Origin of the sequence: Saccharopolyspora hirsuta, from assembly GCF_008630535.1 — a bacterium.
In the GTDB taxonomy this organism is placed as follows: domain Bacteria; phylum Actinomycetota; class Actinomycetes; order Mycobacteriales; family Pseudonocardiaceae; genus Saccharopolyspora; species Saccharopolyspora hirsuta.
On the sequence record NZ_VWPH01000018.1, the window covers coordinates 62,843 to 76,784 of the forward strand.

Here is a 13,942-nt window from a genome sequence, read left to right on the forward strand (position 1 = left end):
CGCCAGTTCTCTCCACCGGTCCCGATCGGGCGATTGGGGTAGTTTTCGACTATGGCACCGGTGGTCGTGGAGTTCTCGGCGCAGGAGCCGCAGCGGCTCGCGCGGTGGTGGGCCGACGCGCTCGACTGGGACCTCGACGCCGGGTCGGGGACCACCGTGCGTCCCGTCGGCCCGGGCGTCGAGCTGCGGTTCGTGCCGGGCGCGACGGCCAAGACCGGCAAGAACGGCGTGCACCTGGACCTGCGCAGCGGATCGCACGACGACCAGAACAAGATCGTCGAGCGGCTGTTCAACGCCGGTGCCCGGTTCGCCGACATCGACCAGAGCAGCGACGTGCCCTGGGTGGTGATGGCCGACATCGAGGGCAACGAGCTGTGCGTGCTCGAACCCCGCAAGGTCTACGAGCGCACCGGCCCGGTCGCCGCGGTCGTGGTCGACACCCCGGACCCGCGCGCGCTGGCCCGCAGCTGGGCCGAGATCACCGGCATGGACCTCACCGGCGACAGCCCCGAGTTCTCCGCCCTGCACCCGACCTCCGGCGAAGGCCCCCACCTGGAGTTCCTCGCCGCGGAATCCGACCCCGGAGGCCGCCTCCGCCTCCTCGCCGAATGACCACCGAGGCCGTCGGCCCACCAACCGCAGTTTCAATTGAAACTGCAAATCCCGTGGGGAACGAACCGCAGTTTCAGTTGAAACTGCGGCCTCGAGTGCCGCGGCCGGTCGTCAGCGGCGGGCGGGTTCGATGATGCGGACTCCGTGGAGGCGGCGGACGAAGTCCGCGCCGAACGCCGTGGACGGCGTGTGGGCGCCGGGGGTCGGCGGTGCGGACTGCAGGGCGTTGACCGCGCGCAGGACGGAGTCCGCCGTGAGGTCGTAGGTGTCCGGGCCGATCAGCGCCGCTGAGACGCTGCGCCCGGAGTCGTCGGTGGCCTCGGCGTACACCTCGACCCAGCTGCGCGAGCGGGCGGCGTGGCCCGGACCGCGCACGACCGCGCCGATCGCCGCCTTGCCCAGCCGCTGCACCACGTGCGTGCGCATCAGCGCTTGGGACAACCGGCTCGACCGGTGACCCACCCGGTCCAGGCCGGGCAGGTGGGCGAACGTGGTGATGTTGCCGATCCCGGTGCTGCGGTAGGCCGTGCTCACATCGCCCCAGGGCAGCGAGGTCACCCGCCGCGGACCGGACGGGAACGGCACCTCCCGGCGCCGCCACGCCAGCGGCACCACCCGCACCTCGCCGTCGATGCGGGCCCGGCCGCCCACCGCCGCACCCTCCAGCGCGCTCTTCAAGGTGCCGCCGCTGATCCCGCCGCTGGCCTGGAAGGCCAGGTCCAGATGGGTCGCGGTGGGCAGCTCGGCGGCGACCATCGCGGCCAGGCAGTCGGTCGGCACCACGTCGAAACCGGCGCCGGGCAGCAGCACCGAGCCCGCGCTGCGGGCTTCCTCGTGGCGCGCGAACACCGACTCGAACACGTCGATCTCGCCGGTGATGTCCAGGTAGTGCGCACCGGCCCGCAGGCAGCCGTCGACCATCGCCGCCGAGGTGGCGGAGAACGGCCCGGCGCAGTGCGCGACGACGTCGATGCCCCGCAGGCCCGCGTCCACCGCGTCGGGGTCGGCCAGGTCGAAGGTCCGGTGCGGCAGGCCGCGCGGGGTGGCCACCGCGGCGACCTTCGCCGGGTCCCGACCGGCCAGCACCGGGCGTTCGCCGCGGTCGATCGCCAGGTCCGCGACCAGCCGACCGGTGTAGCCGCTCGCGCCGTAGATCATCCAGGTCATCGCGATCCTCTCCGGGTACGACCGAACATCCTGCTAACGAACACCCGTTGGCGGGGTCACGGGTTGCCAGGAGTTCCGTCGATCACCCGAGCGGTCAGCGCAGCGGGCGGCCGAGCGCGGTGGCGATCGCGTTGGCCGCCTCCCGCAACCGGTGGAGCGGGTTGTCCGCCGCGGGCTGGTCGGCCGCGGCGCGGACGGTGGTCAGCGAGATCGCCGCCCCCAGCTGGCCGGTCGCGTCCGGGATCGCGACGCCGGTGCAGTGCACCAGCGGCTCGAACTCGGCCCGGTCGGTGGCGTAGCCGAGGCGCGCGACCGCTTCGAGGTGCTCGCGGAACTCGGCCGGGTCGGTGATGGTGCGCTCGGTGAAGCGGGTGAAGGTGTGCGCGGCCAGCAGGCGGTCGCGGTGCGGCGCGGGCAGCGCGGCCAGGATCACCTTGCTGACGGCCGCGGTGTGCAGCGGCACCGCCCGGCCGATGCGCGACCAGGTGCGGATCGTCGCCGCGCCCTCGATCTTGTCCACGTAGACGATCTGGTCGTCCACCAGCTGGGCCAGGTGCACCGTCGCGCCGGTCGCATCGGCGAGCGCGACCAGGTGCGGTCGGGCCACCACCCGCAGGTCCATCTCGTCGAGCACCTGCTGGCCGAGTTCGACCAGCCGGAGCCCGAGCCGGTACCGGCCGTCCGGACCGCGGGCGATCAACCCGCCGTCGACGAGCGGCTGCACCATGCGCAGCGCGGACGAGCTGTGCACGCCCAGCTCCCGCGCCAGCTCGGCGATGGTCTTGGGCGCCTCGGCGAGGGACCGGAGCACGTGGACCGCCTTGGCGACCGTCTTGGACATGCGCACCCCCTCGACCGAGGCGCAAGATTAACAGACCCATTGCACATATTGCATGGCCGATACATGATTCGGGTTCATATTCCATCGGTCCCGCGGAGAAATGCGCGGAATGCAAACGCGGCCGACACGCCGAATGGAGCTACTCGGCCGGGTGAAAAATTCTCCCCCTCTCGACCCCGAATTGACAGCGATCAGGCCGGGTGATCGACTTCCGATGCCCCTGTTGGCAATTCGGCAGACGGAAAGAAGGCATCGGAATGCGACGTTCACCCGTCCTGTTCGGCGTTGCGGCCGCGCTCACCGCGTTCGCGCTCGCGCCCGCTGTCCCGGCGATCGCCGCCACCCCCGAACAATCCCCGGCGTGCGCGCTCTTCGCCTACCAACCGACGCGCGAGGGCAACACGCTGGTCGCCAACGGCGGGCGCACCGGCTGCCTGAACACGGCGACGGTCAACGTCCGCATCGTCGTGGCCCAGAAGGACGCGACCCCCAAGGTCATCGGCGAACTGGCCCAGAGCGGCACCGAGATCAACCTGACCGCCAAGGCCCCGTGCAACACCGGCGGCACGGTCGAGGTCTACACGGAAACGGTCAGCTCCACCGGGGCCACCTACCGCTCCGCCTCCGCCACCTTCGAGAAGTGCTGACGATTCTTCGATAGTTCCAGCGGCTGGTTTGCGCGGCGGCGCGGAAACTGAGCGCCGGTGCGAACCGCGGAGCGGGTGCGATTCCTTCTGGGATCGCACCCGCTCCTTCGTTCCGCCGCGGTCACGCCAGGGCGAGGGCCGCGTCGACGATGAGCCAGGTGCCGAAGATGGCGAAGAGGGCCGCCGCTCCGTAGCGGATCGCCCGCTCCGGCAGGTGCTTGCCGAGCAGCAGGCCCACTCCGATGGCCAGCGCGTCGGCCACCACCATGCCGATCGTCGAGCCGATCCAGGTGCCGAGCCAGTCGTGGTGGGTGGCGAGCGTGACCGTGGCCAGCATCGTCTTGTCGCCCAGCTCCGCGAGGAAGAAGGCGACGGTCACCACCAGCACCGCCGAGCCGACGCGCTGCGAGGCCTTCCGCTTCTCCTCCTCGGTCAGGTGATCACCGCGCAGCGTCCACGCGGCGAACCCGAGGAACGCGACTCCCGCGATGAGGGCGATCCACTCGGTCGGCAGCAGTTCGCCCATCCCGAAGCCCAGCGCGACCGAAACCGCGTGCACCAGGGTGGTGGCGACGGTGATGCCGAGCAGCACCTGCCACGCGCGGTAGCGGGTCGCGAAGGTCATCGCCATCAATTGGGATTTGTCCCCGAGCTCGGCCACGAAGATCGCCACCGAACTCAGCGCAAGACTGCCCAGCACGACGAATGCCACCTCTTCCGATCACGGCCAGGACGAAGGCGCGCAGCAACTTCGGCCCGGCATGCCATTGCCGGTTCCGAAGGTCTCGCCCACCTCGAATCCAAGGCTCCGCGACCGGGTGCGCACCGAACGGGCACCAGCATGTCGACCGCGGTATTGCGGACTACTCCCCTTCTCCGATCCGGAACACTACCTCCTTTCCCGGGAAAATCCAAAACCCGATCCGAACACCGCGACCAAAATGCTCGTTCCGATTCACCAATTCGCTTTTTCGGCTCGCCGCAAACCCGGATTTCGCCGCGCCATTCGACCTTTTCCCGAATCGCGAACCGCGTTTCTCCGGAATTCAGCAGGACCGGCCGCGACCTGCGCCGACGTCAGGACTGCCCGAGGGGCCGCCCCGGCACGTCCGGGTCGCACCCCAGCCTGGGCAGCTGGGCGCGCACCGCGGCCCGGGTGCGCCCGAGCTCCTCGGCGAGCTCCCCGGCCAGGCGCCCCGCCGACTCGCCGAGCGCGCTCAGCCACCGCTCCCGCAGCAGCTCGCCGTCGGCTTCGGTCCACGGCCGCCCGGCGTTCGGCGGGCGTGGTCGCCCGCGCCCGCTCGCCCACGGCGCGTGCAGCGCCGCCAGGCCGTCCAAGGTCCGGGTGAGGAAGGCGCTGGCGTCGCCGAGCCCGTCGACGGCGATCACGAGGTTGCCCTCCGCCACCACGCGACCGTCGGCGTCCGCTCCGGTGAACTCCACCGCCACGCTGGCCGGTTGGTCCTCGCTGGCGGGCTCGCCCTTCGCGCTGATCCCGTAGGTGTGCTGTCCGACTCGAATCTCGTTGTGGAAATCCATGTCTCGAAGCTAAGACCGGGAGCGGCGCAACCCCTGCAGTCAAGCGCCGAACCGTCGCGTGTCGGGACGGGATCTCGATCGAGTGAGGGGCGGCTCACACCAGATCTCGGAACACCGGCCCGCACCCACCCGTTGAACAGTCTGGTCGATGCGCCCGTGTCCCCCGGGCCTCAACTATTGCCTTCGCGGAATACCGTCCGGCTGGAGCCGCGTCGCGCCACTCGCCGCAGAGGCGACCGGCGTGTCGACCCCAACGGAAGAAGACCCCCGCCCTTCTCCTCGGGCGGGGGTCTTTTCGGTTCCTCAGTTGAACGGTTGCTGGTCCGGTTGGCAGGTCTGGCCCGGCTGCGGGACTTGCAGGTCCACCAGGTAGTTCGTCGTGATCGTGTCCGCGCAGGAGCTGCGGCCCAGGATGCAGTGGCCGTGCGCGTCGACGGTGACCAGGCGGGCGTTGCCCAGCTGCTGCTCCATCCGGCGGGAGAACTCGTACTGCGTCGCCGGGTCGAAGCGGTTGCCGAACAGCAGGACCGGGTTCTCCGCCTGGTGCGCCCACGGCCCGCGGTGCACGTCCGGGTTGGTCTTCGGCCACATCGAGCAACCCGCCACGTCGCTGAAGGCCTGCGAGCGGCCGAAGGTCGGCGACTCGGCCTCCCACTCCGCCGCGATGTCCGCGACCCGCTCGGGATCGTGCGGGATCGGCTTGTCCGTGCAGTTCACCGCGAAGTAGCTGTCGTCGACGTAGCCGGAGTCGGCGTCGAGGCGGCCGAGCGAGGTCGGCACGTTCAGCAGCGTCAGCAGTTCCGGGACCAGTCCGGGCTTCGGGTGCAGCTGGCGGTGCAGCGCCTGCAGGTCGGTGGCGAGCTGCCGGTACTTCTCCGGGTCGTAGAGCGCGCTGCCGGTGCTGTCGGTGAACTGGTCGAGGGTGATCTCCGTGCCGTCCGGCATGGTGATCGGACCCTCCCGCAGCCGGTCGCGGATCTCGTCGAACTTCGCCCGCGGGTCGCCCTCGGCGAAGGCGCACTTCGTCGGGTTCTCCGCGCAGCGCTGCAGGAATCCGTCCAGCGCCAGCTCGAAGCCCTGCGCGCGTTCGCGGTCGTACTGGACGCCGTCGGCGGTCCGCAGCGCCGGGTCGACGTTGCCGTCGAGCACGATCGCGCGGCTGCGCTCCGGGAACAGGTTGACGTAGGTCGCGCCGAGCAGGGTGCCGTAGGAGAAGCCGACGTAGTTGAGCTTGTCATCGCCCACGCCCTGCCGCATCAGGTCGAGGTCCCGCGCGACGTCCTTAGTGGACATGTGCCGCAGCAGCTCACCGGCGTTCTTCTCGCAGGACTCGCCGTACTCCTGGTAGGCGTCCAGGGTGGTGTCGATCTGCTCCTCGGTGACCGGCACCGACGAGATCCGGCCCAGCACGTCCTCGGCCTGCTTCGCCGACTTGAAGCAGCGCAGCGGGTCGCTCCGGTTCACCCCGCGCGGGTCGAAGCCGATGATGTCGAAGCGCTCCAGCACCTCGGGGTCGAAGCGGTCGGCCGCCGTCGTGGGCCGGTTGTACCCGCTGCCGCCGGGGCCGCCCGGGTTGAGGAAGAGCGAGCCGATGCGCTCGTCCGGGTTCGTCGCCTCCCGCCGCATCATCGCCAGGCCGACGGTGCCCTTGCTCGGGTCGTCGTGGTCGATCGGCACCGGGTAGGTGGCGCAGCGGAAGAGGTACCGCTGCGTGACCGGAACTCCTTCCAGGTCCGCTGGAGCGCACTTCTTCCAGGAAACCGGCTTCGCCCCGGCCGGTTCGGCCGCGACGGGCGCCACCACCCCGGTGCCCGCGACCAGCGCGGCCGCCGCGACCGCCAGCACCCTGCTCGATCGACCCGAATGCGCCCCCACGCGCGCCTCCTCGTTCCGCCTGCCAACTCCGAGCTGGAGTCAACAGCCGGAACGGCGGCCGCCACACCGCAGAATGCACGAACCTCGCGCGGCCGGAAACGCGGTATTCGGCCGAATCCCGGTGTCAGCGGGGCGTTTCGGCCGTCCTGTTCGGACGATCGCGGAGGTGGTGCACGACGACCGAGATCGCCGCCGCCAGGAAGACGATCTGCATCAGCGTTCGTCCCAGCAGCGAACCGGCCGGGTCGGTGAGCTCTTCGTGGACGTTCGCGGGGAACATCACCACCAGCAGCGCGGCGAGCCCGGCCGCGGCCCACGGCGCGGTCCGCCGCAGGAGCAGCCCCGCCGCGCCGAGCAGTTCGAGCACGCCGGTGATGGTCACGAGCAGGCCCGGTGCGGGCAGCGCTGGCGGGACCATCGCGATCAGCTCTTCCCGCAGGTAGATGAAGTGGACGACGCCGGTCAGCACGAACATGGCGGCGAGCCCGCCGCGGACGGCCACCGGCCAGGGGCGCAACCGCCGCGCTCCGGCAGCACCGGCCACGAGCAGCAGTGCGGTCACGACGACGAGGGTGATGAGCGGTTCCACTCGAGCGTCCCCTTCGGCAATTTTGGAGAGCGACGCTATCCAATATAGGATAGTGCTGCTATCCAGTTCAAGGAGTCGAGCGTGCGCATCTCGGAGCTCAGCCGCACCAGCGGGGTCGCGGTCGCGACGATCAAGTACTACCTGCGGGAAGGACTGCTCCACGAAGGCCAGCTGACCTCGGCGACCCAGGCGCAGTACGACGAGAGCCACGTGGCGCGGCTCCGGCTGGTGCGCGCGCTCATCGGCGTCGGCGGCCTCAGCGTCGCGGCCACCCGAGAAGTGCTGGACCAGCTGGACAACCCGCCGGAATCCACGCACGACCTGCTCGGTGCCGCGCACCGCTCGCTGGGCCCGGCGGTCGACGAGGAAGTGGACACGCGTGCTGCCGAGTCGGTGCTCGAACGCCTCGGCTGGCGGGTGCAGGGCGCCGACCGGCAGGCCGTCCGGCAGCTCGCCGCCGCGCTGGCCGCCCTCGAAGCAGCGGACTTCCCGCTGCCCGAGGACGACGTGATCTCCTACGCGCACGCGATGCGCGAGATCGCCGAGCGCGAAGTCGCCGGTGTCCCGGTGGAATCGACGGAGGCGGCCGTGCGCTACATGGTGCTGGGCACCGTGCTGGTCGAGCCGCTGCTGCTCGCGCTGCGGCGGCTCGCGCAGGTCGACGCCTCCGCGCGTCGCTACGGGACCAGGTAGCGGCTGTCGCGGGAGTCGGTGATGGCCATGTGGCCCGGCGCGTGGCCGATGGCGAACGGCGGCTTGGACTGCATCACCGCTGCCTGCGGCGTCACCCCGCACGCCCAGAACACCGGGATCTCACCCGGGCGGATCTCCACCGCGTCACCGAAGTCCGGCCGGTCGACGTCGGCGATGCCCAGCGCTTCCGGAGCTCCGACGTGCACCGGGGCGCCGTGCACGGACGGGTAGCGGGAGGTGACCCGGACGGCGGTGGGGACGAGCTCGGCCGGGACCGGGCGCATCGACACCACCAGCGGCCCGGACAGCCGACCGGCCGGGCGGCACTCCCGGTTCGTCCGGTACATCGGCACGTTGCTGCCCGCCTCGATGTGCCGCACCGGGACCTCGGCCTCCAGCAGCGCGGCCTCGAAGGTGAAGCTGCAGCCGACCAGGAACGACACCAGGTCGTCCCGCCACAGGTCGGTGACCTCGGTCCGCTCCTCGACCAGCTCGCCGTCCCGGTAGACGGTGTAGGCGGGCAGGTCGGTGCGCAGGTCGCCCGCGAAGATCCCGGCGCTGGTCCCGCCGGGCTCGGTCACGTCCAGCACCGGGCAGGAGCGCGGGTTGCGCTGCGCGAAGAGCAGGAAGTCGTAGGCGAACTCGCGCGGCAGGGAGATCAGGTTGGCCTGCGTCCACCCGGCGCTGTAGCCCGAGGTGGGCACGCGCAGCCCGGCCCGGAACGCGGCGCGGGCCTGCTCCGGGGACATCTCCTGCGGATCGGTCATGGCAGAACTCCTCATCATCGTCGTGAGTGCGAAAACCGGCTGGAACCGGCTTTTGCACTCACGATCCCTCAGCCCTTGCGGCGGAAGCGGATTCGCTGGCCGGGGCGGGCTTGGGCCGCCTTGTCCAGGTCTGCGGCGACCACCACGGCGATCACCGGGTAGCCGCCGGTCACCGGGTGGTCGGCGAGGAACAGCGTCGGCCGCGCCGACGGCGGGACCTGCAGGGCCCCGGCGACCATGCCCTCGCTGGGCAGCTCGTCGGTGCGGCAGCGCTCCAGCGCCGGTCCGGACAACCGCATGCCGACCCGGTTGCTGTCCGCAGTGACCTCGTAGGAGCTGCTGACCAGCGCGGTCAGCGCGTCCTCGGTGAACCAGTCGTGCCGCGGCCCGAACGTCACGCGCAGCGTGATCTCGTCGGCCTCGCACGCCGCCACCGGCGCCAGGTCCACCTGCGGGAACCGCTGCGGCGGCGGCCCCACCGGCAGCACCGAGCCCGGCGCCAGCGGGTCCGGCCCCAGCCCGGCGAGCACGTCGGTCGCCCGCGAACCCAGCACCGGTTCCACGGCGATACCGCCGCGCACCGCGAGGTAGCTGCGCAGGCCCCGGTCGGGCATGCCCAGCCGCACGACCGCGCCCGCCGGGATCCGCAGCACCGAGTTCACCGCGGCGGCACGACCGTCCACAGTGATCGGACAGGGCGCCCCGGTCACCGCTGCGGTCAGGTCCCGGGTGGCGCGCACCGCGAGCCCGCCGAAGGTGACCTCGATCGCCGCCGCGCACTCGTCGTTGCCCACCAACCGGTTTGCCAACCGGAACGCACCGCCGTCCGCCGCGCCCGAGGGACCGACGCCGATCCCCGCCAGCCCCGGCCGCCCCAGGTCCTGGACGGTCGAGAGCGGCCCGGTGGCCAGCACCTCCAAGCTCATCGGACCTCCTGGAAACTCACCCGCACGCCCGGCCGCAGCAGCGCGGGCGGATCCCGGTCCACCCGCCAGATCTCCAGGTCGGTGCGCCCGATCAGCTGCCAGCCGCCGGGGGATTCGCGCGGGTAGATGCCGCTGAACGCCCCGGCGAGCCCGACCGACCCGGGCGGCACCCTGGTCCGCGACTCGGCCCGGCGCGGTACCGCGAGCTCCGGCGGACCTCCGGCGAGGTAGCCGAATCCCGGTGCGAAGCCGCCGAAGGCGACCGTCCACTCAGCACTGGTGTGCCGGTGCACCACCTCCCGCTCGGAGAGCCCGGTCAGCTTCGCCACCTCCGCGAGGTCCGCACCGTCGTAGACGACCGGCACCTCCACCAGGGCTCCGTCGCCGTCGGCGGTTCGGCGCGGCTCGACCTCGCGCACCGCGGCCTCGATCGCCGCGGCGTTGGCGCGCTTGGGATCCAGGTGCAGCAGCAACGTCCGCGCTGCCGGGACCAGGTCCGTGACCCCCTCGGGCGGCGCCTCGGCCAGCGCGGTGTAAAGCGCCTGCACGGCTTCGAGGTCGGCCAGTTCGACGAGCAGGCCCGAGTCAGCGCACCGCAGGAACCGCATCACAGCCCTCGCGCCGCGAACGGCTTCAGCTGAACACCACCGGCGACCAGGTGGTCCCGCACGGATCCGGCGATGGCCACCGCGCCGGGGCTGTCCCCGTGCACGCAGATCGAGTCCGCCTCGACGCGGATCTGCGAACCGTCGACGGCCTCGATCGGCTCCCCGGCCGCCAGCCGCAGGCAGCGCTCCGCGATCAGCTCGGGGTCGTGCAGCACCGCACCGGGCTCGCGCCGCGACACCAGCGTGCCCTCCGGGGTGTAGGCGCGGTCGGCGAAGGCCTCGCGGAACACCCGCAGCCCCGCCCGCTCGGCCTGCTCCAGCCACTGCGAGCCGGGCAGCCCGAGCACCGCCAGCGACGGGTCGTAGGCGCGCACCGCCTCGACCACGGCGGCGGCCTGGTCGGCGTGGTGCACGATCGCGTTGTAGAGCGCGCCGTGCGGCTTGACGTAGGCGACCTCGGTCCCGGCGATGCGGGCGAACCCGGCCAGCGCGCCGATCTGGTAGATCACGTCGTTGGTCAGCTCGCGCGGCGGCACGTCGATGAACCGGCGGCCGAACCCGGCCAGGTCGCGGTAGCTCACCTGCGCGCCGACCACCACGCCCCGCTTGGCGGCCTGCTCGACCGCGTCGCGGATCACCGTGGCATCCCCGGCGTGGTAACCGCAGGCGACGTTCGCGCTGGTCACGATTTGCAGCAGCGCCTCGTCGTCGCTGAGCTCCCAGCGCCCGAAGCCTTCCGCGAGGTCCGAGTTGAGGTCCATGCCCACCTCACTTCCACAGCGCGGCGATGCCGCCGAGCGAGTTGACTCCCAGGTACACGGTCAGCAGCCAGGCGACCACACCCACGATCAGCAACCACCGCGGGTAGCGGTATCCCCCGAGCAGGTCGCGGCGCTTGGCGGCGACGAACATCAGCACGCCGAAGCCGACCGGCAGGATCAGCCCGTTGAGCGCCCCCGCCAGCACCAGCAGCGTCGTCGGGGCCTTGTCGAGCAGCAGGAACACCGCGGCGGAGATCCCCACGAAGGCCACCACGAGCCAGTTGCGGGCGCGCGCCAGCTTCGGCGAGAAGGTCACCAGGAACGACACCGAGGTGTAGGCGGCGCCGACGACCGAGGTGATGCTGGCCGCCCAGAGGATCATGCCGAACAGCCGCATGCCGATCTCGCCGGTGGCGTGCTGGAACGCCTCGGCGGTCGGGTTGGCCGAGGTCAGCGCCACGCCACCGGCCACCACGCCGAGCACCGCGAGGAACAGCACCAGCCGCATCAGGCCGGTCACCAGCAGCGAGACCACCGAGCTGCGGCTGACGTCGACGACGCGCTCCGGGCCGGTCACCCCGGCGTCGACCAGGCGGTGCGCCCCGGCGTAGGTGATGTAGCCGCCGACGGTGCCGCCGATGAGCGTGGTGATGGCCAGGAAGTCGACCTCGCTGGGCCACACCGCCTGCACCAGCGCCTGCCCGACCGGCGGGGCGGAGGAGAACGCGACGAACGCGGTCAGCAGGATCATCACCACGCCGAGCACCACGACGATGCGGTCCATCGCCACCCCGGCCTTCTTGCTCAGGAAGATGCCGATGGCGATGACCGCGGACAGCGTGCCGCCGATCTTGGCGTCCAGGCCGACCATCGCGTCCAGGCCGAGCGAGGTGCCCGCGATGTTGCCGACGTTGAACACCAGCCCGCCGAAGACGACCAGCGCGGCCATCACGTAGCCGAGGCCGGGGACCACCTTGTTGCCCAGGTCCTGCGCCCGCATGCCGGAGACGCCGATGACCCGCCAGACGTTCAGCTGCACGGCGATGTCGACCACGATCGACACCAGGATCGCGAAGGCGAACGCGGCGCCGAGCTGGATGGTGAACTCGGTGGTCTGGGTGATGAAGCCGGGCCCGATCGCGCTGGTGGCCATCAGGAACACCGCGCCGAGCAGCGTGCTCCGCTTGGCGGCCGAGGATCCCTTCTCGGCCGTGGTCGGTTCAGCCATGGCACTCCGATCAGCTGGGCACCGACCGGAGGCCGGTGAGGGGAACGTCGACTTGGGGCCGCACTAGCAGGCGGTTCGGGTCAACATAGAGAATTGTTGAACAATCCTGCAATACCCCGCGTGGAACTTTCTCGTTACACTCGAGATCAACTGCGAGCGTGGGGAGCTGGATTGACCGCGGACCCGTGGGCGGACCTCCTGGCGGCCGACCGGTCGCTGCTCGACCGCACGAGCACGGCCGAACGGGTCGCCGACCTGCTGCGCCAGCGGGTCATCGACGGGGCGCTGGCGCCGGGCACCCGGCTGTCCGAGGAGAGCGCGGGCCGCGCGCTGGCCGTGTCGCGCAACACGCTCCGCGAGGCGTTCCGGCTGCTGGTGCACGAGCGGCTGCTGGTGCACGAGTTCCACCGCGGGGTGTTCGTCCGGGTGCTCAGCGACGAGGACGTCATCGACCTCTACCGGATCCGCCGGTTGCTGGAGATCAGCGCGGTGCGCCGGGCCGGTCGCGCCCCGGCGGAGCTGGTCGCGGCGGTGGACCAGGCCGTCACCGAGGGCGAGCGCGCGGCGGTGGACGAGCGCTGGTGGGACGTGGGGACCGCGAACATGCGCTTCCACGAGGCTCTGGCGGCGCTGGCCGAGAGCCCGCGGGTGAACGAGACGATGCGGCGGCTGCTCGCCGAGCTGCGGCTGGCGTTCCACCGGATGTCCCGGCCGCGCGAGCTCCACGAGCCCTACCTGAAGCCGCACCGGGAGATCTCGGACCTGATCAGCGCCGGTCGGGTGCAGGACGCGGCCGACCGCCTGGAGGGCTACTTCGACGCCGCCGAGGCCCAGCTCGTCGCCGCCTACCGCAGCTACACGCCGGAGTGATCCCGGCCGTCGGCGGCGAGGGCTAGGATCGCCGCGCGTGAGAGTTCCGCTGCATGCCGTCCTCGAAGGTCACCAGTACCTCCGCGAAGCCATCTCCACCCTGACCGACGAGCAGGTCGCCGCGCCGTCGCTGCTCCCCGGCTGGACCCGCGGGCACGTGCTCGCCCACCTGACGGACAACGCGCGGGCTTTCGCCCGGGTCTCCGCGCACGCGCTGCGCGGTGAGCTCGTCGACGCCTACGACGGCGGGCAGGCGGAGCGCGACGCGATCATCGAAGGGCTCGCCGGGGACAGCGCTGAGGAGCACCGGGCCCGGCTCGCCCGGCACAGCGCGGCGCTGGAGGCGGTCTGGTCGCAGGCGGCCGAATCGGACTGGGACCGCCCGGTGCGGTTCCGCAACGGCGACCTCGCCGGGATCGTGCGGATGCGCTGGCGGGAGGTCTGGATCCACCTGGTGGACCTGGACGTCGGCGTCGGCCCCGAGCGGTGGAGCGCGGAGTTCTCCGGCCACGCCATCGAATTCCTGCTCCCGCGCCTGCCCGAGGGGTTCGTGCTCCGGGAGACCGACGGTGACCGCACCTGGTCGACCGGCGCCGCTGAGATCAGCGGCCGGGCCCACGACCTCGCGGCCTGGCTGGCGGGCCGGACCCCGCAGCGCACGCCGGACGGCCCGCTCCCGGAACTGGGCCCGTGGCCGCCGCACCCGGAACCGATCCCGGCCCAGCGCCGCACCGGCTGAGCCGGGCCGCTGCCCGGCGCTGGACCGCAGTTTCAACTGAGACTGCGGTTTCCACGGCGCGGGACCACCGCGCCGGTCGG

General features: G+C 71.7%; 16 protein-coding genes. 5 read left to right on the plus strand and 11 right to left on the minus strand.

Going from position 1 to position 13,942, the window contains the following annotated elements:
* The first annotated feature begins 51 nt into the window (after window positions 1-51).
* Complete coding sequence (locus F1721_RS30970) at window positions 52-612, plus strand: VOC family protein (protein ID WP_150070377.1); 561 nt, start codon at window positions 52-54, stop codon at window positions 610-612.
* Window positions 613-723: 111 nt separating this feature from the next.
* Here F1721_RS30970 and F1721_RS30975 read toward each other — a convergent pair whose 3' ends face one another.
* Window positions 724-1,779, minus strand: a complete 1,056-nt coding sequence (locus tag F1721_RS30975) for a saccharopine dehydrogenase family protein (RefSeq protein ID WP_150070378.1) — start codon at window positions 1,777-1,779, stop codon at window positions 724-726.
* A 94-nt stretch (window positions 1,780-1,873) separates the two neighbouring features.
* Window positions 1,874-2,620: an IclR family transcriptional regulator gene (locus tag F1721_RS30980; RefSeq protein WP_150070379.1), complete on the minus strand. Its 747-nt coding sequence runs from the start codon at window positions 2,618-2,620 to the stop codon at window positions 1,874-1,876.
* A 257-nt stretch (window positions 2,621-2,877) separates the two neighbouring features.
* Here F1721_RS30980 and F1721_RS30985 point away from each other — a divergent pair, with 257 nt between their 5' ends.
* Window positions 2,878-3,267, plus strand: coding sequence for a hypothetical protein (locus tag F1721_RS30985; protein ID WP_150070380.1), 390 nt, complete (start codon window positions 2,878-2,880; stop codon window positions 3,265-3,267).
* Between the two features lie 121 nt (window positions 3,268-3,388).
* On the opposite strand, the gene F1721_RS30990 is transcribed toward F1721_RS30985, so the two are convergent.
* The 4 genes from F1721_RS30990 to F1721_RS31005 all read right to left on the minus strand — a co-directional run bounded on the left by F1721_RS30990 (window position 3,389) and on the right by F1721_RS31005 (window position 7,270).
* Window positions 3,389-3,967 carry a TMEM165/GDT1 family protein gene (locus F1721_RS30990; RefSeq protein ID WP_246155411.1) on the minus strand — a complete coding sequence of 193 codons (579 nt, stop codon included), beginning with the start codon at window positions 3,965-3,967 and terminating at the stop codon, window positions 3,389-3,391.
* A gap of 377 nt (window positions 3,968-4,344) precedes the next feature.
* Complete coding sequence (locus F1721_RS34635) at window positions 4,345-4,806, minus strand: hypothetical protein (RefSeq protein WP_170301662.1); 462 nt, start codon at window positions 4,804-4,806, stop codon at window positions 4,345-4,347.
* A gap of 303 nt (window positions 4,807-5,109) precedes the next feature.
* Window positions 5,110-6,681, minus strand: a complete 1,572-nt coding sequence (locus tag F1721_RS31000) for an alpha/beta hydrolase (protein ID WP_246155412.1) — start codon at window positions 6,679-6,681, stop codon at window positions 5,110-5,112.
* Between the two features lie 124 nt (window positions 6,682-6,805).
* Complete coding sequence (locus F1721_RS31005) at window positions 6,806-7,270, minus strand: DoxX family protein (RefSeq protein WP_150070382.1); 465 nt, start codon at window positions 7,268-7,270, stop codon at window positions 6,806-6,808.
* Between the two features lie 81 nt (window positions 7,271-7,351).
* Here F1721_RS31005 and F1721_RS31010 point away from each other — a divergent pair, with 81 nt between their 5' ends.
* The gene (locus F1721_RS31010) at window positions 7,352-7,963 is read left to right on the plus strand and encodes a MerR family transcriptional regulator (protein WP_150070383.1); all 612 of its coding nucleotides are present in this window, start codon (window positions 7,352-7,354) and stop codon (window positions 7,961-7,963) included.
* Here F1721_RS31010 and F1721_RS31015 read toward each other — a convergent pair.
* The 5 genes from F1721_RS31015 to F1721_RS31035 all read right to left on the minus strand — a co-directional run bounded on the left by F1721_RS31015 (window position 7,948) and on the right by F1721_RS31035 (window position 12,253).
* Entirely contained in the window at window positions 7,948-8,712 is a 765-nt protein-coding gene (locus F1721_RS31015; protein ID WP_211840708.1) for a putative hydro-lyase, read from the minus strand. The two genes, F1721_RS31010 and F1721_RS31015, sit on opposite strands and share 16 nt — an antisense overlap.
* 86 nt (window positions 8,713-8,798) lie before the next feature.
* Window positions 8,799-9,656: a 5-oxoprolinase subunit C family protein gene (locus tag F1721_RS31020; protein ID WP_150070385.1), complete on the minus strand. Its 858-nt coding sequence runs from the start codon at window positions 9,654-9,656 to the stop codon at window positions 8,799-8,801.
* Window positions 9,653-10,264 carry a 5-oxoprolinase subunit PxpB gene (gene pxpB, locus F1721_RS31025; protein ID WP_150070386.1) on the minus strand — a complete coding sequence of 204 codons (612 nt, stop codon included), beginning with the start codon at window positions 10,262-10,264 and terminating at the stop codon, window positions 9,653-9,655. The genes F1721_RS31020 and pxpB overlap by 4 nt, the downstream gene beginning before the upstream one ends.
* On the minus strand, window positions 10,264-11,025 hold the full coding sequence (locus tag F1721_RS31030; RefSeq protein WP_211840703.1) for a LamB/YcsF family protein: 762 nt from the start codon (window positions 11,023-11,025) through the stop codon (window positions 10,264-10,266). Before F1721_RS31030 ends, pxpB begins: the two co-directional genes overlap by 1 nt.
* Before the next feature lie 7 nt (window positions 11,026-11,032).
* Window positions 11,033-12,253, minus strand: coding sequence for an NRAMP family divalent metal transporter (locus F1721_RS31035; protein WP_150070388.1), 1,221 nt, complete (start codon window positions 12,251-12,253; stop codon window positions 11,033-11,035).
* Window positions 12,254-12,424: 171 nt separating this feature from the next.
* On the opposite strand from F1721_RS31035, the gene F1721_RS31040 reads away from it, so the two are divergent.
* On the plus strand, window positions 12,425-13,123 hold the full coding sequence (locus tag F1721_RS31040) for a GntR family transcriptional regulator (RefSeq protein WP_150070389.1): 699 nt from the start codon (window positions 12,425-12,427) through the stop codon (window positions 13,121-13,123).
* A 37-nt stretch (window positions 13,124-13,160) separates the two neighbouring features.
* Window positions 13,161-13,862 carry a maleylpyruvate isomerase family mycothiol-dependent enzyme gene (locus tag F1721_RS31045; protein WP_150070390.1) on the plus strand — a complete coding sequence of 234 codons (702 nt, stop codon included), beginning with the start codon at window positions 13,161-13,163 and terminating at the stop codon, window positions 13,860-13,862.
* Window positions 13,863-13,942: the final 80 nt, after the last annotated feature.

Bases quoted from the DNA above. Each gene is read 5' to 3' on its own strand.
- F1721_RS30985 (WP_150070380.1), top strand. From the start codon at position 2,878: ATGCGACGTTCACCCGTCCTGTTCGGCGTTGCGGCCGCGCTCACCGCG.
- pxpB (WP_150070386.1), bottom strand. From the start codon at position 10,264: ATGCGGTTCCTGCGGTGCGCTGACTCGGGCCTGCTCGTCGAACTGGCC.
- F1721_RS31030 (WP_211840703.1), bottom strand. From the start codon at position 11,025: ATGGACCTCAACTCGGACCTCGCGGAAGGCTTCGGGCGCTGGGAGCTC.
- F1721_RS31035 (WP_150070388.1), bottom strand. From the start codon at position 12,253: ATGGCTGAACCGACCACGGCCGAGAAGGGATCCTCGGCCGCCAAGCGG.
- F1721_RS34635 (WP_170301662.1), bottom strand. From the start codon at position 4,806: ATGGATTTCCACAACGAGATTCGAGTCGGACAGCACACCTACGGGATC.
- F1721_RS31015 (WP_211840708.1), bottom strand. From the start codon at position 8,712: ATGTCCCCGGAGCAGGCCCGCGCCGCGTTCCGGGCCGGGCTGCGCGTG.
- F1721_RS30970 (WP_150070377.1), top strand. From the start codon at position 52: ATGGCACCGGTGGTCGTGGAGTTCTCGGCGCAGGAGCCGCAGCGGCTC.
- F1721_RS31020 (WP_150070385.1), bottom strand. From the start codon at position 9,656: ATGAGCTTGGAGGTGCTGGCCACCGGGCCGCTCTCGACCGTCCAGGAC.
- F1721_RS30980 (WP_150070379.1), bottom strand. From the start codon at position 2,620: ATGTCCAAGACGGTCGCCAAGGCGGTCCACGTGCTCCGGTCCCTCGCC.
- F1721_RS30975 (WP_150070378.1), bottom strand. From the start codon at position 1,779: ATGACCTGGATGATCTACGGCGCGAGCGGCTACACCGGTCGGCTGGTC.